This window comes from Rhodococcus sp. P4_C10, assembly GCF_056402135.1.
In genome coordinates this window covers 40,085-59,151 of record NZ_JBFUHZ010000020.1, presented here as the reverse complement: position 1 = coordinate 59,151, position 19,067 = coordinate 40,085, and the positions used below count along the sequence as shown (strand labels likewise).

14 protein-coding genes, 2 tRNA genes and 1 pseudogene are annotated in these 19,067 nt (G+C 71.0%); 5 read left to right on the top strand and 12 right to left on the bottom strand.

Features of this window, described 5'->3' with window-relative positions; genetic code table 11:
- Window positions 1-8: 8 nt before the first annotated feature.
- Together AC1DWC_RS15695 and AC1DWC_RS15690 are read right to left on the bottom strand one after the other, a co-directional pair.
- The gene (locus tag AC1DWC_RS15695; RefSeq protein WP_477909463.1) at window positions 9-2,372 is read right to left on the bottom strand and encodes an arylsulfatase; all 2,364 of its coding nucleotides are present in this window, start codon (window positions 2,370-2,372) and stop codon (window positions 9-11) included.
- A gap of 158 nt (window positions 2,373-2,530) precedes the next feature.
- Window positions 2,531-2,603, bottom strand: a tRNA-Lys gene (locus tag AC1DWC_RS15690).
- Between the two features lie 272 nt (window positions 2,604-2,875).
- Here AC1DWC_RS15690 and AC1DWC_RS15685 point away from each other — a divergent pair.
- Window positions 2,876-4,078 (top strand): L,D-transpeptidase, encoded by a 1,203-nt coding sequence (locus tag AC1DWC_RS15685; RefSeq protein ID WP_477909481.1) that lies wholly within the window; start codon window positions 2,876-2,878, stop codon window positions 4,076-4,078.
- Between the two features lie 179 nt (window positions 4,079-4,257).
- Here the strand turns inward: AC1DWC_RS15685 and AC1DWC_RS15680 are convergent.
- Window positions 4,258-4,330, bottom strand: a tRNA-His gene (locus AC1DWC_RS15680).
- Between the two features lie 89 nt (window positions 4,331-4,419).
- Window positions 4,420-5,019 carry an oligoribonuclease gene (gene orn, locus AC1DWC_RS15675; RefSeq protein ID WP_477909461.1) on the bottom strand — a complete coding sequence of 200 codons (600 nt, stop codon included), beginning with the start codon at window positions 5,017-5,019 and terminating at the stop codon, window positions 4,420-4,422.
- Between the two features lie 85 nt (window positions 5,020-5,104).
- On the opposite strand from orn, the pseudogene AC1DWC_RS15670 reads away from it, so the two are divergent.
- Window positions 5,105-6,892 (top strand): annotated as a pseudogene (locus AC1DWC_RS15670) (helicase HerA-like domain-containing protein); the annotation flags it as partial.
- A gap of 42 nt (window positions 6,893-6,934) precedes the next feature.
- Here the strand turns inward: AC1DWC_RS15670 and AC1DWC_RS15665 are convergent.
- Window positions 6,935-8,371 carry an AMP-binding protein gene (locus AC1DWC_RS15665; RefSeq protein WP_477909479.1) on the bottom strand — a complete coding sequence of 479 codons (1,437 nt, stop codon included), beginning with the start codon at window positions 8,369-8,371 and terminating at the stop codon, window positions 6,935-6,937.
- On the opposite strand from AC1DWC_RS15665, the gene AC1DWC_RS15660 reads away from it, so the two are divergent.
- Window positions 8,267-8,602 carry a hypothetical protein gene (locus AC1DWC_RS15660; RefSeq protein ID WP_477909459.1) on the top strand — a complete coding sequence of 112 codons (336 nt, stop codon included), beginning with the start codon at window positions 8,267-8,269 and terminating at the stop codon, window positions 8,600-8,602. The two genes, AC1DWC_RS15665 and AC1DWC_RS15660, sit on opposite strands and share 105 nt — an antisense overlap.
- Window positions 8,603-8,679: 77 nt before the next feature.
- On the opposite strand, the gene lysA is transcribed toward AC1DWC_RS15660, so the two are convergent.
- The 5 genes from lysA to AC1DWC_RS15635 all read right to left on the bottom strand — a co-directional run bounded on the left by lysA (window position 8,680) and on the right by AC1DWC_RS15635 (window position 14,672).
- Window positions 8,680-10,023, bottom strand: coding sequence for a diaminopimelate decarboxylase (lysA, locus tag AC1DWC_RS15655; RefSeq protein WP_477909457.1), 1,344 nt, complete (start codon window positions 10,021-10,023; stop codon window positions 8,680-8,682).
- A 105-nt stretch (window positions 10,024-10,128) separates the two neighbouring features.
- Entirely contained in the window at window positions 10,129-10,932 is an 804-nt protein-coding gene (cmrA, locus tag AC1DWC_RS15650) for a mycolate reductase (protein ID WP_477909455.1), read from the bottom strand.
- A 102-nt stretch (window positions 10,933-11,034) separates the two neighbouring features.
- On the bottom strand, window positions 11,035-13,065 hold the full coding sequence (locus AC1DWC_RS15645; protein WP_477909453.1) for an FAD-dependent oxidoreductase: 2,031 nt from the start codon (window positions 13,063-13,065) through the stop codon (window positions 11,035-11,037).
- Between the two features lie 70 nt (window positions 13,066-13,135).
- Entirely contained in the window at window positions 13,136-13,663 is a 528-nt protein-coding gene (locus tag AC1DWC_RS15640; RefSeq protein ID WP_477909451.1) for a PadR family transcriptional regulator, read from the bottom strand.
- Window positions 13,664-13,745: 82 nt separating this feature from the next.
- A complete protein-coding gene (locus tag AC1DWC_RS15635) occupies window positions 13,746-14,672 on the bottom strand; it encodes an SGNH/GDSL hydrolase family protein (protein WP_477909449.1) in 927 nt (308 codons plus the stop codon).
- Between the two features lie 151 nt (window positions 14,673-14,823).
- On the opposite strand from AC1DWC_RS15635, the gene AC1DWC_RS15630 reads away from it, so the two are divergent.
- On the top strand, window positions 14,824-16,167 hold the full coding sequence (locus tag AC1DWC_RS15630) for an MFS transporter (RefSeq protein ID WP_477909446.1): 1,344 nt from the start codon (window positions 14,824-14,826) through the stop codon (window positions 16,165-16,167).
- Here the strand turns inward: AC1DWC_RS15630 and AC1DWC_RS15625 are convergent.
- Window positions 16,140-16,721 (bottom strand): DUF4203 domain-containing protein, encoded by a 582-nt coding sequence (locus AC1DWC_RS15625; protein ID WP_477909444.1) that lies wholly within the window; start codon window positions 16,719-16,721, stop codon window positions 16,140-16,142. The genes AC1DWC_RS15630 and AC1DWC_RS15625 overlap by 28 nt on opposite strands.
- Window positions 16,718-17,581 carry an alpha/beta fold hydrolase gene (locus AC1DWC_RS15620; protein ID WP_477909442.1) on the bottom strand — a complete coding sequence of 288 codons (864 nt, stop codon included), beginning with the start codon at window positions 17,579-17,581 and terminating at the stop codon, window positions 16,718-16,720. The genes AC1DWC_RS15625 and AC1DWC_RS15620 overlap by 4 nt, the downstream gene beginning before the upstream one ends.
- Window positions 17,582-17,721: 140 nt before the next feature.
- Between AC1DWC_RS15620 and AC1DWC_RS15615 the strand changes: the two genes are divergently transcribed.
- Window positions 17,722-18,963: a PucR family transcriptional regulator gene (locus tag AC1DWC_RS15615; protein WP_477909440.1), complete on the top strand. Its 1,242-nt coding sequence runs from the start codon at window positions 17,722-17,724 to the stop codon at window positions 18,961-18,963.
- Window positions 18,964-19,067: the final 104 nt, after the last annotated feature.

Sequence of the window (19,067 nt, the reverse complement as noted above, 5' to 3'; positions counted from 1 at the left end):
CTCGCCCGTCACTGCCGGGAAACGGCCACCCGCGAGACCTCCGCCGGGTCGATGAGGTGGGAGTGGTCGTCGTCGCCGACGTCGATCTGTACGACGTCAATCCGTCCGTTGAACCTGGTCGGGCTCGTGTATCCGGAGCTGACGGGCATCCCGTAGTCCTCGCCGATGTCCGTCGTCTCGTCCGCGGAGAAGATCATCGGCTGGGTCTGCTCGACCCTGCCGGTCCCGACACCGCGGCCGTCGTAGTAGAGGGTGACGTCGCCGCCCTTCGCGAGACCGCCGCCGTCGTAGGCGAACTCGGCGCGGATCTGGTGACTGCCGGGGGACAGGTCTTCGGTGGCCTCGGTCACGAACTCCTTCATGCCCAGGAGGTTGTAGACGAACCGGGCGCGTCCCTCGCTGACGTAGAGGGCCCACCCGCCGAAACGGCCGCCCTGCGCGATGACCACCCCGTTGGTCGCGCTGTCGGCCGGTGTCTCGATTGCGGCGGTGACGGCGAAGGACCGGTTCTTGACGTCGAGGACGCTGTTCTCGCTGAGCCGTTTCATGCCGGGGAAGAGCGCCTGGGTGTGGCCGGACACCAGTTGCGGGCGGCCGGCGATGGTCGCGTTCAGCCGTTCGAACCGGCGGTCGTCGATCGGGAGCACGTTGTACTTCACGGCCTCGATCAGCCACAGCCGTTGCAGCGCAGCCAGTTTCTCGGGCATCTCCGCCGCCAGGTCGCGGGCCTGCGTCCAGTCCTCGGTGCCGTCGTAGAGCTCCCACACGTCGTCGTCGAGCGCGGGCAGCACCTCGTTCGGCAGCCACGGGGTGCTGTGCCGGGTGACGGCGCTCCAGCCCTTGTAGTAGACGCCGCGGTTGCCGGCCATCTCGAAGTACTGCAGGTCGTGTCGCTCCGGTGCGTCGGCCTCGTCGAAGCTGTAGACCATGCTGGTGCCCTCGATGGGGGCCTGCTGCACGCCGTTGACGAACGTGGGCTCCGGCAGCCCGGCGGCCTCGAGCACCGTCGCGGCGACGTCGATCACGTGGGTGAACTGCGACCGGGTCTCGCCCTTGCTGCGGATCCCGGCGGGCCAGTGCACGATCGTGCCGTTGCGGGTGCCGCCCCAGTGCGAGGCGACCTGCTTGGTCCACTGGAAGGGCGCGCACATGGCCCACGCCCAACCCACCGAGTAGTGGTTGTAGGCCTCCGTCGTCCCGAGCTTGTCCTTGACCGCCGCCATGAACTCCGGCGTCTCGATCGCGGCCATGCCGTTGAAGTTCGCCATCTCGTTGAACGCCCCGTTGACCGTTCCCTCGGCGGAGGCACCGTTGTCGCCGATGATGTAGTAGACCAGTGTGTTCTCGAGGGCGCCGAGCGCCTCGATCGCGTCGATGACGCGGCCGACGTGAAAGTCGGTGTGCTCGAGGAATCCCGCGTACACCTCCATCTGACGCTCCAGCACCGGTCTGAGGGTCTCGTCCATCTCGTCCCACGCCGGGATGGCGTCCGGCCGGGCGGTGAGTTCGGCGGAGTCGGGAACCACGCCGCGCTGCTTCTGCTGCTCGAAGATGGACTCACGCTGTGCGTCCCACCCGCCGGCAAACCGGCCGGCGTACTTGTCGGCCCACTCCCGCGGGACGTGATGCGGGGCGTGGGTGGCGCCGGGCGCGAAGTAGACGAAGAACGGCTTGTCGGGCGCGAGCGACTTCTGGGTGCGCACCCAGTCGATGGCGCGGTCGGCCAGGTCCTCGGTGAGGTGGTATCCCTCCTCGGGCGTCCGGTCGGCCTCGACGGGCGCGACGCCCTCGTAGAGGGCCGGGTAGTACTGGTTGTTCTCGCCGCCGATGAACCCGTAGAAGTGCTCGAATCCGCCGCCGCCGGTGGGCCAGGCATCGAACGGGCCGACCGGCGAGGTCTGCCACGGCGGCACCTCGTGGCACTTGCCGAACTGGGCCGTCGAGTAGCCGTTGAGTTTCAACGTCATCGGCAGTGCGGCCTTGGTGTTCGGGCGAAGCCCGGACGAGCCGGGCGCCGAGGTCGCGGTCTCGGTGATCATGCCCATCCCGACCGAGTGGTGGTTACGCCCGCTGAGCAGCGCGGCCCGGGTCGGCGCGCACAGCGCGGTGGTGTGGAAGCGGTTGTAGGTGAGCCCGCCCCGCTGCAGTCGCTCCGCGGTCGGCGTGTTCGCCGGCCCGCCGAATGCGCTGCTGGCGCCGTACCCGACGTCGTCGAGCAGGACCACGAGGACATTGGGTGCGCCCGCCGGTGGCAGCAACGGCTCGATCGGTGGGAACGCCGTGTCCGGGTCTTTTGCGTCGTAGGTCAGCAGGCCGACATGCGGCCGATCCGGAATCGGAAGTACCTCGCGACGATCGGCCCGGTCCACCATGGCTGCTCACATTCCGTTGGCAATGCATCGGAACGCCGTTCGGCGCCTGTAGTGGCCTCAGGGTAATCGCTGCGCGTGCACCGCCGGAGCGAATCGGCCTGGTGGACGGAGAAACGCGAAAGCCCCCCTGATCGTGAAGATCAGGGGGGCTTTTCGGGTGCGCCCACAGGGACTCGAACCCCGGACCCAGTGATTAAGAGTCACTTGCTCTACCAACTGAGCTATAGGCGCATCGCCACTCGACCGGGTCAGACCCGCTCGCTGCGACGTGGAGAACATTAGACGAGCGCCTCGATCGAATGCAAATCTGCAAAGTTCTCGCAGGTCAGGTAACGCTTCGGGGGATCGCTGCGATTGAAATACGAACGTGACCGGTTGCACCGAGTCGATGTTGGCTCGTCCAGCTAACTGCTGGCATCATGGCAGTTCGGCAGGTCCGCACAGGTGACGAGCGTTTTTCTCGACGTCGGTGGCGGTCTACAAGCAGGAGAAGTGGGGTGGAGATGGTGCGGGTCTCGCTGAGCGCGTGGGCGCTGGGGGCGGCGGCAATGGCACTGGTGGTCACGGGGTGCACGGTCCCCTCGGGCGGTACCGCGGAGGCGGCCCCGACCAAGGTGGCGATCGACCTCAACCCCGTCACGGAGATGGTCAAGCCCAAGCTCACCGCGGTGGTTGCGGACGGTGCCATCGGGCACTCGCCGGCCGACCCGGTCGCGGTCCGGGTGACCGACGGGCTGCTGTCCGCGGTCACGCTGACCGACGCCGCGGGCACCGCGGTGCCGGGCGCGGTCGCCGCGGACGGGCTGTCCTGGATGAACACCGCGCCGCTCGCGTACAACGGGCGGTACCGGATCACGGCCGCCGCTTTCGGTCTCGGCGGCGAGACGACCATGACGTCGGAGTTCACCACGAGTTCGCCCGGCAACCTCACCAAGCCGTACGTGCTGCCCGGTCAGGGTGACGTCGTCGGCATCGGTCAGCCCGTCGCCGTGCAGTTCGACGAGAACGTCCCGGACCGGCTGGCGGCCCAGTCTGCGATCAAGGTCACAACGGACCCGCCCGTCGAGGGCGCCTTCTACTGGGTGAACAACCGCGAGGTGCGCTGGCGGCCCGAGAACTACTGGGCGCCCGGCACCACCGTGACGGTCGACGTGAACGTCTTCGGCAAGGACCTCGGCGGCGGCCTGTTCGGTCAGGTCGACGAGCGCTCGCAGTTCAAGATCGGTGACGCGATGATCGCGACCGCGGACGACAGCACCAAGCAGGTCACCTTCGAGCGCAACGGCGAGGTGGTGATGACGATGCCGACCTCGATGGGCAAGGACAGCACGCCGACCGACAACGGCGTCTACATCATCGGGGACCGGTTCTCGCACCTGGTGATGGACTCGTCCACGTACGGCGTCCCGGTGAACTCGCCGCAGGGCTACAAGACGCCCGTCGACTGGGCGACCCGAATGTCGTACAGCGGCATCTTCTTCCACTCCGCACCGTGGTCGGTGGGGGACCAGGGGTCCTCCAACGTCAGCCATGGTTGCCTGAATCTGAGTCCCGCCAACGCGAAGTGGGTGTTCGACAACACCAAGCGCGGCGACATCACGATCGTGAAGAACACCCTCGGCGGCACGCTGTCGGGGACGGACGGGCTCGGCGACTGGAACGTGCCGTGGGCCACGTGGAAGGCCGGTAACGCCGGCAACGCCTGACCGGTACGCCCGGCGTCTCCGCGGAGATCCGGGTCCGCCTCGACTGACCGAATGCGTCATTCGTTCACTCCAAGTGAACGAATGACGCATTCGGTCGCTTGGGGGTGGTTGTCACGGGGTCGCCGGCTTGGCCGGAAACGAGAGAAGGCCCCCGACCGAAATCGGGGGCCTTCTCTTCGGGTGACTGACGGGACTCGAACCCGCGACAGCCAGGATCACAACCTGGTGCTCTACCAACTGAACTACAGTCACCATAACTTCCACGGCTTCGCCCTCTCGGGCTGTTCCGCAGCAGCGAGAACGATATTAGCCTGACTCCCCGCCGGAAAGCCAATCGGTTTCTACTCGGCTTCGAGAACCTTGACGATTTCGGCAATCTCGCTGGTGGAGGGGCCGGGGTCGGCGACGAACGCGGTCTGGCGGTAGTACTTCAGTTCGCGGATCGACTCCTTGATGTCCGCGAGGGCCCGGTGCGAGAGGCCCTTCTCGGGCTGGCCGAAGTAGATCCGGGGGTACCAGCGCCGGCACAGCTCCTTGATGGAGCTGACGTCGATCATCCGGTAGTGGAGGTAGTCGTCGAGCAGCGGCATGTCCCGGGTGATGAAGCCGCGGTCGGTGGCGATCGAGTTGCCCGCCAGCGGCGCCGTGCCCGCGTTCGGGATGTGCTCCTTGATGTAGGCGAGGACCCGCTCCTCGGCCTCGGCCAGGGTGACGGTGGAGGCGCGCACCTCCTCGGTGAGCCCGGAGCGCGCGTGCATCTCCTTGACCACGTCGGGCATGTCGGCGAGCGCGGCGTCGTCGGCGTGGATGACGATGTCCACTCCCTCGCCCAGCACGTTGAGCTCGCTGTCGGTGACCAACGCGGCCACCTCGATGAGCTTGTCGGAGCCGAGCCGCAGTCCGGTCATTTCACAGTCGATCCACACGAGTTTGTCCTGCACTGGGTCCACAGTAGTCACGGGGTTCTCGGGATAGGGTCCCGGTGGACACATTCGACGCATTGAAGTCCCGACCAGGAGGACGTGAATGACGGTGGATCCGACCGCATCCGGAGCATCCGAGCCGAAGCCCGACCAGGTTTCGCTGGCGGAGAGGGCGAAGGTGGCGCAGGCCGCGGCCGAGGAGGCTGCCCGGGTGGCGGCGGAGGCGGCGGCCGCGGCCGCGGCGGCCCTGCGTGAGGCGGAGGCCGCGGCGCAGCAGGCAGGGCCGACGCAGGTCGAGACCCCGGCTCCCGCCGAAAGCAGCACGGCCACCGCGGAAACCAGCCCGGCTCCGGCCGAATCCGTTCCCGCGCCTGCCGAATCCGCCGGCGGGTCCGCCGCGGGTGGCTCGGCTCCGGCTCCGGCGTCGTCGACATCGGCCGCCCAGGAAATCGCCGCCGGTTACGCCTTCGCCGGTGCCGCGCTCGAGCTCGGCACCGTGATGGTGGACGGCGTCGTCGATCCCACTGCGCGAGTGCGGATCCCGCTGGCCACCCTGAACCGGCACGGCCTGGTGGCCGGTGCGACCGGCACCGGCAAGACCAAGACGTTGCAGGGGATCTGCGAGCAGCTCTCGGCCGCGGGCGTGCCGGTGGTGATGGCGGACGTCAAGGGCGACGTGTCCGGGCTGTCCGCACCCGGCGAGGCGGGGGAGAAGATCGCCGCCCGTGCCGCGTCGACCGGCATCGCGGACTGGGCGCCCACCGCATTCCCCACCGAGTTCCTCTCGCTCGGCACCGGCGGGATCGGCGTCCCCGTCCGCGCCACCATCACCAGCTTCGGTCCGATCCTGCTGAGCAAGGTGCTGGGGCTCAACGCGACCCAGGAGTCGACCCTCGGGCTGATCTTCCACTGGGCCGACACCCAGGGCCTGGCCCTGCTCGACCTCAAGGACCTGCGTTCGGTCATCGCGCACCTGACCTCCGACGAGGGCAAGGCCGACCTGAAGGGGATCGGCGGCGTGTCCTCGGCGACGGCGGGGGTGATCCTGCGGGCCCTGGTCAACCTGGAGGCGGACGGCGGCGACACCTTCTTCGGCGAGCCCGAGTTCGAGACCGAGGACCTCCTGCGGGTCGGGCCGGACGGCAAGGGCGTCGTCACGCTCTTCGAGTTGGGCGCGCAGGCGGCCCGGCCGGTGATGTTCTCCACCTTCCTGATGTGGGTGCTCGCGGACCTGTTCCAGACGCTGCCCGAGGTCGGCGACGTGGACAAGCCCAAGCTGGTGTTCATCTTCGACGAGGCGCACCTGCTGTTCGCGGACGCGTCGAAGGCGTTCCTGCAGCAGGTCGAGCAGACCGTCAAGCTGATCCGCTCCAAGGGCGTCGGCGTGTTCTTCTGCACCCAGCTGCCCACCGACGTGCCCAACAACGTGCTCTCGCAGCTCGGGGCCCGGATCCAGCACGCGCTGCGCGCGTTCACCCCGGACGACCAGAAGGCGCTGAACAAGACCGTCCGGACGTACCCGAAGACCGCGCACTACGACCTGGAGAAGGCGCTGACCTCGCTGGGCACCGGCGAGGCCGTGGTGACCGTGCTCTCGGAGAAGGGCGCACCGACGCCGGTGGCGTGGGCGATGATCCCGCCGCCGCGGTCGCTGATGGACACCGTCGGCGAGCCCGCGATCCGGGCCGCCGCCGCGGCCAGCCCGCTGAACGCGAAGTACGGGCAGACCGTCGACCGCGAGTCGGCCTACGAGCGGCTCACGGCCAAGGTCTCCGGCGCGCCGAACGCGGACGGCCTGGACCTGCCGCCGCTGCTGCCGGACCTGCCGGACCTGCCGCCCCCGCCGCCGGACGAGCCGAGCGCCGTCGAGCGGATCATGGAGAACGCCGCCCCCCCCCCCCCCCCCCCCCCCCCGCACAGGTGGCGGAGCCGCCTAGGCCGGCGGGAGCAGGCGGGGGACCACCTTGCCCGCGGGGTTGCGGGGCAGTTCGTCGAGGAAGACGACCTCGCGGGGCACACAGAAGCGGGCCAGGTGGGCCTTCACGTGGGTACGGATGCCGTCCTCGCTGAGCGTCTCGCCGTCGGCATCCCCGCTGCGCACCACGTAGGCGACCAGGCGGGCGCCGAACTCGGCGTCCTCGGCGCCGACCACCGCGTTCTCCAGCACCCCGGGCAGCAGGCTGAGCAGGTCCTCGACCTCGCGCGGGTAGACGTTCTCGCCGCCGGAGACGATCATGTCGTCGCTGCGCCCGTCCAGGAACAGCAGGCCGCCGAAGTCGAAGTGGCCGAGGTCGCCGGTGGACATCAGGCCGTCCCGGACCTCCTTCTCGCCGCCGTCGCGCGTGTAGCCCTCGAAGAGCATGCCGTTGCCGACGAACACCCGGCCGACGGTGCCGCGGGGCACCTCGGCGCCGCGGTCGTCGAGGATCCGCAGCACCGTGCCGAGCGGGGGACGGCCGGCGGTGGTCGGGTGCGCGTCGAGCTCGTGGGGCTGCGCGATCGACGCCCAGCTCACCTCGGTGGAGCCGTAGAAGTTGTAGAGGACCGGGCCGAACACCTCGCGGGTCCGGTGCACGACGCCGGTCGGGATGGCGGAGCCGCTGGCCGCGATCACCCGCAGCGTCGACAGGTCCGCCGCGCGCTCGCCCGTGGGCAGGTCGGTGATGCGCTGGAGCATCGTCGGCACCACCCAGAGCGCGCTGGCCCGGTGCTCGGCGACCAGCGCGACGGTGGCGGCGGGGTCGAAGCGCCGGCTGAGCACCATGGTCGAGCGCAGCGCGAGCGCGATCTGCACGGCGGCCAGGCCCCAGGTGTGGAAGATCGGCGACGCGACCACCGTCGTCTCGGCGCTGCGCAGCGGCAGCCGCGACAGCAGCGCCGACGCGGGCATCCAGCTGCGCGGTTCGGGTCGGTTGGCGCCCTTCGGGGTGCCGGTGGTGCCGGAGGTGAGGACGACGATCCGGCCGCGGCGCGGGCGGGTGGGCAGCCCGGAGACGCCGCCGCGCCGGCCGTCCTCGAGGAGCCCGTCGAACCGCGCCCAGCCGTCGGCGCGGGTGTCGTCGGGGGCCGCGTCGGGGTCGTCGAAGACGGCGACCCGCAGCGTCGAATGGGGGATCAGTGCCGCGAACTCGGGGTCGACCAGCAGCCAGTCCAACTTCTGCTCGGCGGCGACCTCCGCGAGCTGGGCGGCCGAGGCCCCGGTGTTGAGCAGCACCAGGTCGGTGCCGAGCCGTGACGAGGCGCCCATCGCGACGAGGAGGCCGCGGTGGTTGCGGGCGAGGATGCCGATCCGCCCGCGTTCGCGCAGGCCCCGGTCGTGCAGGGCGACGGCGAGGGCGTGCGCGTCGGCGTCGAGCCGGCGGTAGCTGATCGCGCCGAGGTCGTCGACGACGGCCACCCGGTCGCCGTCGCGGCGCGCGGCCACCGCCAGCAGCCCGCCGGCGGTGAAGTCCCACTGGTACCAGGCGGAGACCACCCCGGCGAGCCGGCCCGGCCCGATCGGCCCGACGATGCCGGCGCGGGTGATGGGGACCAGGCCCTTGATCAGGTCGGTGGCTCCGGAAAGGCGCGGCATCGGCTGGTGTCCTCCTGGTGGCGGTGAGATGTGTCCGGCGGCGACGATGGTGTCGCCCGCCACACGGAACCCAACTTACTTGCCGGTAAGGACTGGCGCCACGCCTACCCGGACACCTCGCGCCGCAGCAGGTCCTCGACCGTCTCCCGTCGGACCAGCGCCCGGCTGCCGCCGCCGCGGACCGCGACCACCGGCGGCCGCCCGACCGCGTTGTACGACGACGCCATGCTGTGGTGGTACGCGCCGGTGCCGGGCATCGCGAGCACGTCGCCGGGGCGCAGGTCGTCGGGCAGTTCCACGTCGACCGCCAGTTCGTCGCCGGACTCGCAGTGCCGGCCGGCGACCGTGACCGTGCTCGACGCGCCCAGCGGGTGCCGGTTGGCCAGCGCGACGCTGTAGCGGGCGCCGTACAGCGCCACCCGCGGGTTGTCGCTCATGCCGCCGTCGACGCAGACGAAGGTGCGCCCGCCCGCGATCTTCTTCACCGACACCACCCGGTACACCGTCACCCCGGCCCGGCCGACGATCGCGCGGCCCGGCTCGAGGGTGAGCTGCGGGCGTGGGAACCGGTTGCGCGCGCAGGCGTCGTCGAGCGCGTCGTCGAGGGTCGCGGACAGCGCCGTCAGGTCCAGGTCGCGCTCGCCCGTGCGGTACGAGATGCCGTGGCCGCCACCGAGGTTCAGCTCGGTGAGGATCACCCCGTGGTCGCGCCGGACCTGCTCCATCTGCCCGACCATGCGGTGCACGGCGGCGGCGAAGTGGGCGGGGTCGGTGATCTGCGAGCCCAGGTGGCAGTGCAGGCCGACGAGATTGAGTCCGGGCTGGCCGAGGACCCGGCGGACCGCGTCGTCGGCCTGGCCGTGCTCGATCGGGAAGCCGAACTTCTGGTCGGCGACGCCCGTGGTGACGGCCCGGTGGGTGTGCGCGTCGATCCCGGGGGTGACCCGCACCAGGACGTCCTGGCGGGGGGCCCGCGACGAGCCGAGCAGCGCGATCTCGGTGAACGAGTCGACCACCACCCGGCCGACGCCCGCGGCCCGGGCGGCGCTCAGCTCGCCGGGGGTCTTGGCGTTGCCGTGCAGGATGATCCGGCGCGGGTCGACGCCCGCCGACAGCGCGATCGCCAGTTCGCCCGCCGAGCACACGTCGAGCGAGAGGCCCTCCTCGCTCACCCAGCGCGCGACCGCGCGGGTGAGCAGCGCCTTGCCGGCGTAGGCGATTTCGGCATCCGGGAACACCTCGCGGTAGGTGCGGCAGCGGTGCCGCACGTCCGCCTCGTCCAGCACGTAGGCGGGGGTGCCGTACTCGTCGGCGACGTCGGCCAGCGCGACCCCGGCGACGGTGATGCGGCCGCGGTCGTCGACGTGGGTGCCGATCGGCCACACCGCGGGGTCGAGCCGCGGGGTCATCGCCTGACGCAGCGACGGGAAGATCTCGAGCAGGGTCACGGTGTCTCCTGACGGTGGGGTTCACCCTCCGGAGTACCCGCCGCGGCCGCCCGATCCGCCGTCCTTGACGGGACCCTGACGGCCGCGGGGCAAAGGCTTACGCCGCTACCCGCCGAGCTTCTTGTAGAACGTGCCGACGATCGGCGCGATGACGGCGCGGGGCGTGTACTGCCCGGCCACCGACATGCCCTTGCTGATCAGGCCCGGCACCACGCGCATCTTGTTCTTGGCCAGCGAGTCCAGAGAGAGCTTCGCGGTGTACTCGCTGGAGATCCACAGGAAGTCGGGGACCAGCTTGTCGACGATGGAGGCCTCGGCGGGATCGGGCTCCACGGTGCGCACCGGGCCCGGCGCCAGCAGGGTGACGTGGACGCCGGTGCCGGCCAGTTCGCCGCGCAGCGACTCGGAGAAGGTGTTCACGAACGCCTTCGACGCGGCGTAGGTGGCGTTGTTCGGGATCGGCATGTTGCCGGCCGCCGACCCCACCATGAGGATGCCGCCGCTGTTGCGGGCCAGCATCCCCGGCAGCACGGCGAGCGTGAGGTCGTGCACGGCAACGGCATTGAGCTCGACCTGGGCCCGCTCGTAGCCGGGGTCCAGCTCCGCGATCGGGCCGAACGTCGCGACGCCGGCGTTGTTGCACAGGATGCTGACCGGGCGGTCGGCGAGCTCGGCGGTCAGCTCGGCGCGGGCGTCGCGGTCGGACAGGTCCACCGCCCGCACCTCCACCGTGACGCCGTGCGCCTCGGTCAGGCGCTGCGCCAGCGCCTCGAGCAGCTCGCCGCGCCGGGCGACGAGGATCAGCGAGTGGCCGCGCGCGGCCAGTTCGGCGGCCAGCGCCTCGCCGATGCCGGAGGAGGCGCCGGTCACGACCGCGCGGGTGTCGGGGGTGGGGGTAGGCAGGCTCACGGGGTCAGGCTAGCGGGTTGCCGAGCCGGCCCACGGCTCGTGCGCGGTTTGCGGGTCCAGGGGGACGGTGGCCGCGCACGAGCGGCGGAGCCGCCTGTGTTCTCACAACGACGCGGCGAGCCGGGTGCCCTGCTCGATCGCCCGCTTGGCGTCGAGTTCGGCGGCCACGTCGGCGCCGCCGATCACGTGCGTGGTCATCCCGGCGGCCTGCAGTTCCGCCGCGAGGTCGCGCACCGGCTCCTGGCCGGCGCAGATCACGACGTTGTCCACGGCGAGGGTCCGCGGCCGCTCGCGCTTGTCCCCGAAGGTGATGTGCAGGCCGTCGTCGTCGATCCGCTCGTAGTTCACCCCGGAGATCTGCTCGACGCCCTTCTTCTTCAACGCCGCCCGGTGCACCCAGCCGGACGTCTTGCCCAGCGACTTGCCGATCTGCCCGGCCTTGCGCTGGAGCAGGAACACCTCCCGCGGCGACGGCTCGGTCCGGGGCTCGGTGAGGGCGCCGGGCGCCGACTCGTCGTGGGTGACGCCCCACTCGCGGTTCCACTCGGCCAGGTCGAGGGTCGGCGAGGCGTCGTGGGTGAGGTACTCGGAGACGTCGACGCCGATGCCGCCGGCCCCGATCACCGCGACCTTCGCCCCCACCGGGCGCCCCTCGCGGACCAGTTCCGCGTAGGAGAGCACGCTCGGGTGGTCGATGCCGGGGATCGCCGGGATGCGCGGGGTGACGCCCGTCGCGAGGACCACCTCGTCGTGGCCGCCGTCGAGCAGTTCGCGCGCGGTGACGCGGGTGCCCAGGTGCACCTTCACGCCGACCAGCTCGAGCCGGCGCGTGTAGTAGCGGATGGTCTCGGCGAACTCCTCCTTGCCGGGGATCCGGCGCGCGATCCCGAACTGGCCGCCGATCTCCTCGCCCGCCTCGAAGAGCTCGACCCGGTGGCCGCGCTCGGCCAGGTTCAGCGCCGCGGACAGTCCGGCCGGGCCGGCGCCGACCACCGCGACGTTCTTGGCCCGGCGGGTGGGCGAGAGCACCAGTTCGGTCTCGCGGGCCGCCCTCGGGTTGAGCAGGCAGGACACGGGCTTGTTCACGAACGCGTGGTCGAGGCAGGCCTGGTTGCAGGCGATGCAGGTGTTGATCTCGTCGCCGCGGTCGGCCGCGGTCTTGCGCACCCACTCCGGGTCCGCCAGCATCGGCCGGGCCATCGAGATGAGCTGCACCGCACCGCCTTCGAGGATCTCCTCGGCGGTCTCGGGCATGTTGATCCGGTTCGACGCGCACACCGGGATGGCCACCTCGCGGGCCAGCCGGGCGGTGAAGTCGGCGAAGGCGGCGCGCGGCACAGAGGTCACGATCGTCGGCACCCTGGACTCGTGCCAGCCGATGTCGGTGTTGAGGATCGTGGTGCCGGCGGCCTCGAGTTCGCGTGCGAGGGAGACGATCTCGTCCCAGGTCTGCCCGTTCTCGACCAGGTCGGCCATGGAGAGCCGGAACAGGATGACGAAGTTCGGCCCGACCGCGGCGCGGGTGCGGCGGACGATCTCGACGGCGAGGCGACGCCGGTTCTCGGCGCTGCCGCCCCACTCGTCGCGGCGCTTGTTGGTGCGCGCGGCGAGGAACTGGTTGACGAGATAGCCCTCGCCGCCCATGATCTCGACGCCGTCGTACCCGGCGGACTGGGCCAGCCGGGCGCAGCGGACGTAGTCGTCGATCGTCGACTCGACGCCGCGGCCGGTCAGCGCCCGCGGCCGGAACGGGTTGATCGGGGCCTTGATGGAGGACGCGGAGACGCTCAGCGGCTGGTAGGAGTAGCGGCCGGCGTGCAGGATCTGCAGGGCGATCTTGCTGCCCTCGGCGTGCACGGCGTCGGTGATCGTGCGGTGCTTGGCGGCCTGCGACTTGGTGATCAGGTCAGCGCCGAGCGGGAGCAGCCAGCCGGTGCGGTTCGGTGCGTAGCCGCCGGTGACGATGAGCCCCACCCCGCCACGGGCGCGTTCGGCGAAGTAGGCCGCCAGCTTCGGCACGTCGCGGGTGCGGTCCTCGAGCCCGGTGTGCATCGACCCCATCACCACGCGGTTGCGCAGGGTGGTGAAGCCGAGGTCCAGGGGCGAGAGCAGGTTCGGGTACGGGTTGCTCACGGGTGGGGCCTTTCGGGGGTCGGGGTCGGCTGGCTGGTGGCGCGCCGGAACGTCGGGGGCGGTCGGAAGGTCAGAGGGCATCGAGCACCTCCTGGCACCAGGCGGTGAAGCCCTCCTCCACCCGGATGCCCCCGCGCAGCACCAGGTACTGGTGCAGGTCGGTGCCGGCGAGCTGCTGCGGGGCGGGGAAGTCGCGCTTCTCGATCAGCCGGTACAGGTCCAGGCGACCGGCGTGCGCGTCGCGGTGCCGGGCGACCTCGGTGCGCAGTTCGTCGAGGTCGCAGTGTGCCGCCGCCCGGATCTTCACGGCCAGCTCGTTGCGCAGGTGCCCGGCGTCGGTCGGCTCGGCGATCCACCGTCGGAGCTCGGCGCGGCCGGCGTCGCTGACGCGGTAGACGCGCTTGTCGGGGCGGCCGTCCTGGCCGACGACCTCGCCGTCGACCCAGCCGGCGGCGGCCATCCGCTTCAGTACCCGGTAGATCTGCTGGTGGGTGGCGCTCCAGAAGTAGCCGATCGACTTGTCGAACCGGCGGGCCAGCTCGTAGCCGGAGCCGGACTGCTCGGAGAGCGAGACCAGGAGCGCGTGTTCGAGTGCCACGGGTAGGAGTATCTATGCAACGAGGTGACTATGCAACGCGGTGCATCCGCTCGGGCGTCGGCCGCGTGCCGACGACCCGGGTTCAGGAGGCGCCGGCGGACGCCGTGCCGGGAGCGGGCGCGGCGGTCAGCAGCGGCAGGAAGGCCTGCGCGATCACCCGGTGTCCGGTCGGGTTCGCGTGGATGTCCTGGTCGGTGCACATCCAGGTCCACGTGCAGATCGACGCGACATTGCGGGGGAGCGACCCGAACCCGGGGACGTCGACCGGATTGCCGAAGTCGTTGTTGAAGAACGCGCCGGCCACGTCGGCCGTCTGCCATCCGACCGCGCTGTTGGCGCCGGCGATGGTCGCGGACAGGACGTTGGCGGCGGCCGCGGTCGCCGCCGCCGTCGCGCGGCCCGCCCCGCCGTCGACCCAGCCGGCGAGCGCGGGGTCGTAGTAGTTCATCCCGACGTAGCGGGGGCCCTCGCCGCCGGCCTCGCGCAACTGGCCGTTGATCGTGGTGAGGTTGCCACCGATGGTGCCGAGGCTCTGCGTGACGCAGCCGATGTCGGGCACCCCGGACGAGCCGGCGGAACCGGTCGAGTCACGGAGACAGTGGTAGATGTCGTTGGCGCCGATGTCCTCGGTGACGTACCGGACCTGTCCCGGGTGCTCTCGCAGGAACTGGGTGGCGTAGGCGAGTTGGGAACTCGCGCCGGGGTAGGTGCACCTGCCGCCGCTGATCATCGTCTCGGTGGTCTCGCCGGAACATCCGAGCCGGACGAACTTCAGGTTGGGATCGGACTGGCGGAGCGTGGCGTACAGGTCGTCGCTGTACGAGACCGGTTCGTCCCGGTCGGTGTCCGGCTGGTAGCCGGCGGCCAACGAGTCGCCGAGCGAGAGGTAGTACGTGTCGGCGGGCCGACCGGTGCCGGCGGCCGGATCGGCGACGGCGGGCGAACCCGCGAGCGCCGCCGAGGCGGCCGCGACGGGAACGGCGAGGGACAGCAGTCTCGGGCAGCGCATGCGTGGACTCCCGTTCTTTGGCGACGGACCGACACAGAGGGGCTGCCCGAAAGACTAGGAACGGCGCGGTGGGCGGCGCCGCACTCCGGGGTAATCGTTACTCCGAAGTGACGTCCCGGCGACGGGCCACGCCTCGCCCTAGGCTCGCGCTATGGCGACAGCGGCGATCGGGCCGGCGGCGATCGGGTCGGCGACTTCCAGGGGGCAGGTGCTGGCCTGGGCGATGTGGGACTGGGGCTCGGCCGCGTTCTCGGCGGTGATCGTGACGTTCGTGTTCTCGGTGTACCTCACCGACTCGGTGGGCGCGGACCTGCCGGGCCCGGTCTCGGCCAGCAGCTGGCTCGGCTGGGCGCTCGGGGCGTCGGGCCTGCTGATCGCGGTGCTGGCCCCGGTGACCGGTCAGCGGTCGGACGCCACCGGACACCGCAGGCGTTCGCTCGCGCTGCTCACCGGGGCGGTGGTGGTCGCCATGACGGCGATGAGCCTGGTGCAGGACCGGTACCAGTACCTGTGGCTGGGCCTGACCCTGCTCGGTGCGGCGACGGTGCTCTTCGAGCTCGCCCAGGTGCCCTACAGCGCGATGCTCCGGCAGGTGTCCACCCCGCAGAACATCGGCAGGGTCTCCGGGTTCGGCTGGGCGATGGGCTACTTCGGTGGCATCGCGTTGCTGCTGATCTGCTACGTCGGCTTCATCGCCGGTGACGGCGACGCTCGGGGACTGCTCGGCGTCAGCACCGACGGCGGGCTGAACATCAGGCTGGTGGTGCTGCTCGCCGCGGTCTGGTTCGCGGCGTTCGCGATCCCGGTGCTGCTCGCGGTCCCGGAACTGCCCCGATCCGAGGTGCAGGCGGGACAGATCGGCTTCCTCGGCTCCTACCGGGTGCTGTGGCGGGACCTGCGCGAGCTGTGGGACGCCGACCGGCACACCGTCTACTACCTCGGGGCCAGCGCGCTGTTCCGCGACGGGCTGGCCGGCGTCTTCACCTTCGGTGCGGTGCTCGCGGTCAACGTCTACGGCATCGCGACCGCCGACGTGCTGCTGTTCGGGGTGGCGGCGAACGTGGTGGCGGCGGCGGGCGCGCTGGCCGCGGGCCGTCTCGACGACCGGCTCGGGCCCAAGCCGGTCATCGTCGGGTCCCTGATCGCGATGCTCGGCGCGGGCGCCGTCCTGCTCGTGGTGTCGGGTCCGTTCGCCTTCTGGGTGCTGGGCCTGGTGTTGTGCCTGTTCGTCGGTCCGGCGCAGTCCGCGGCCCGCACCTTCCTCGCCAGGATCACCCCGCCGGGCCGCGAGGGGCAGATGTTCGGCCTGTACGCGACCACCGGCCGGGCCGCGTCGTTCCTGGCGCCGACCCTGTTCGGGCTGTGTGCGTGGCTCTTCGGCAGCGACCGCGCCGGGATCCTGGGGCTGCTGATCGTGCTGGCGGTGGGGCTGGCCGCGCTGCTCCCGGTCCGTCCGCCGCGGCCGGGCTACCTCTTGGCGCCCTCGTCGGACTGAACCCGGAGCTTGTCGGGGAAGAGTCGGCGCTGCACGAGCCAGCCGGCCGCGGCGAGCGCGATCCACAGCACCGTCGAGGTGACCTGCTCCCAGCCCTGGCTCGGGTGCGCCAGGAAGTCGAGCGAACTGGTGGTCCGGCCGAGGCCGCTCAGGATCATGCTGGCGCCACCGATCGAGGTCAGCCACAGCAGCGCCCGGGCGCGGTACTTGTCGGCGAGGAAGGCCGCGGCCACCGCCACCGCGACGATCACGATGCCGCTCAGGGCCCAGTTGTTCTCGCCCGGCTGTAGCACGTCCGCGATCTTGGCGCCCGCCATCGCGCCGGTGAGGCCGCCGATGAAGTAGGCGGAGAACTTGAAGACCAGCGTGGTGACTACCCACGAGGCGACGGCCCCGATCAGGGCGAACAGGAAGAGGGTGGCGAGCGACGCGCTGAACAGGTCGGCGATCAACCAGCCGAGGCCGAAGCCGGCCGCCAGCACCGCGACGTGCAGCGATCCGATTCCCCAGAAACAGAGGACGATTCCGACCAGCAGTACCGCAATTCCGCTCATCGCTCATTCCCTTCGACGCGTGCCAGTACCGCCTCGGCGAGCGCTGGGGCGGCGACCTCGGGGATCCAGTGGCTGACCCCGTCCAGTTCCACGAAACGGTACGGGGCTTCGACGAATTCGCCGCACATCTGCGCCCCGGCGCGGCCGATCGCCGCATCGCCGGTGCTCCACACGAAGGTGGTGGGTACCCGGACCGCCGGCAGCGAGTTCGCCTCCCGGGTCATGGCCCGGTACCAGGACAGTGCCGCGGTGAGGGCGCCCGGCTCGGTGAGTACCCGCAGGTGCGCGTCCACCCGGGCCGGATCGACGTCGCCGAACACGGCACGCAGCCGGCGGCCGTCGTCGGCCAGCAGCAGGGTCTCGGCGCGGTCGCCGTCGCGGAAGAGGTCGATGTAGCGGGACCGGTCGCGCTGGTCGTCGTCCTCGCGCCGGGCGCGGCTGAACGCGGTGGGGTGCGGGACCGACACCGCGGTGAGGGTGCGGATGCGGTCGGGGTGCGTCGCGGCGACGGCCCAGGCCACCGCGGCACCCCAGTCGTGGCCGATCAGGTGGACCGAGTCCAGTCCCAGGGCGTCGAACAGGCCCACGACGTCGCCGACGAGGTGGTGCATCGCGTAGTGCTCGACGCCGACGGGGCGGGCGCCGGGGGAGTAGCCGCGCTGCGCCGGGGCGATCACCCGCAGTCCGGCGGCGGTGAGGTACCCGGTCAGCTCCAGCCAGCACGCCGGGGTCTCGGGAAACCCGTGCAACAGGACCGCCGGAGGGCCCTCGGGTGGCCCCGCGGAGGTGATTTCGAAGGTGAAATCTCCCACCTCGACCGCGCCTGTCCGGACATCGTTCCTGGCGCTGCGTGGCCTCATGGTCGAAAACCGTACCGGCGCTTGAGGTGTGGCGTCCGGATGATCGGGACGGTTCCGTTGTCTGTGGAATCGGCAACATGGTATGCATCACATGTATCGCGGTGAGCAGCGCTATTCATGAGAAACGTCGGGGTCGAATTGTGACAGATAACAACAAGGTCGTTTGGAGAGATGAACCCCTGCGAATCGGCGGACGGCCGATCGCGAACTGGCTGAACGCGTCGGCATCGGAGCTCACCGCGCGGGTCATCGCCCGGCTCATCGACGAGTTGCCGATCTATCGCGAGTTGCCGCGTGAAGAGGTCTACGGCGAGATTTCCGGCATCATCCAGCACAACATGGAGCTGTTCGCCACCCTGATCCGTGAGCGCCGCGCCGCGTACGACTCCGAGCTCGTCGAGCAGCGCAACTCGGCCGCCCGCCGCGCCGAGGAGGGTGTCCCGCTCGACGCGATCCTGCACGCCTACCACGTGGGCATCGGGCTGGCCGCCGAGGAACTGTTCGCCGGCGCCGACCCCGACGAGATGGGCGACACCCAGGTGGTGATCGGGATGGTCCTGGACTTCCTGCGCCGGCTCACCATCGCGGTCAGTGCCGCGTACCTCGAAGAACGCCAGATCATGGAGAGTCAGGAGAACTCGGGGCGGCGCTCGCTGATGTCGGCGCTGGTGGCCGGCGAGCCGGTGGACGCGGTGGTGCGCCGCACCGGCCTCCGGGTGGCGCCGCACTACCTCGCGTTGAGCCTGGCGATCGACGAGAACACCGACGAACGCGGCTACGGGGTGAGCGGCACCGTCGCCGCCCGCCGCAAGCTGCGCCGGCTGCAGGCCGAGCTCGACCGGATCACCGGCGAGCCCGCGCTCACCGTGATCGACAGCGGCGGCGGTACCGCCCTGATCCCCTGCCCGGCCTCGCCGCCGGACTGGGAGGAACTGCGGCAGATGGTCGAGCGGGCGCGGGTGGTCGTCGGCGCCGACCTGCGGGTCGCCGGCGCGATCGCCGAACCCGCCGCCGTGCCCGCCGCCGTGCACGAGACCTCGGAGATCATCGCGCTCGTCGCCCGCTCCGGCCGCCCGCCCGGGCTGTACCGGCTCTCCGACGTCCTGCTCGAGTACCAGCTGAGCCGGCCGAGTCCGGCGCACCTCGAACTGGCCCGGCTGCTCGAACCGCTGGCCTCGAAGCCGGAGCTGATGCAGACCCTCGAGGCGTACGTGGCCAGCGGGCTGAACCGTCGCGCCACCGCCGCCACGCTGCACGTCCACGCCAACACCGTCGACTACCGAATGCGCCGGGTCTTCGAGCTGACGGGACTGAATCCGTCGGATCCGTCGGATCTGCCGCAGGTCGGCGCGGCGCTGGTGGCCAAGCGCGCGCTGGGCTGACCGGCCGGAACGCCGACCCCGGTCGGGGCCGTGGCGTCCCGCCCGGCCCGGGTGTTGCCGCGACCTCTCGCCCGTAGGGCACACTCGGGCGACGATCTCGAGGG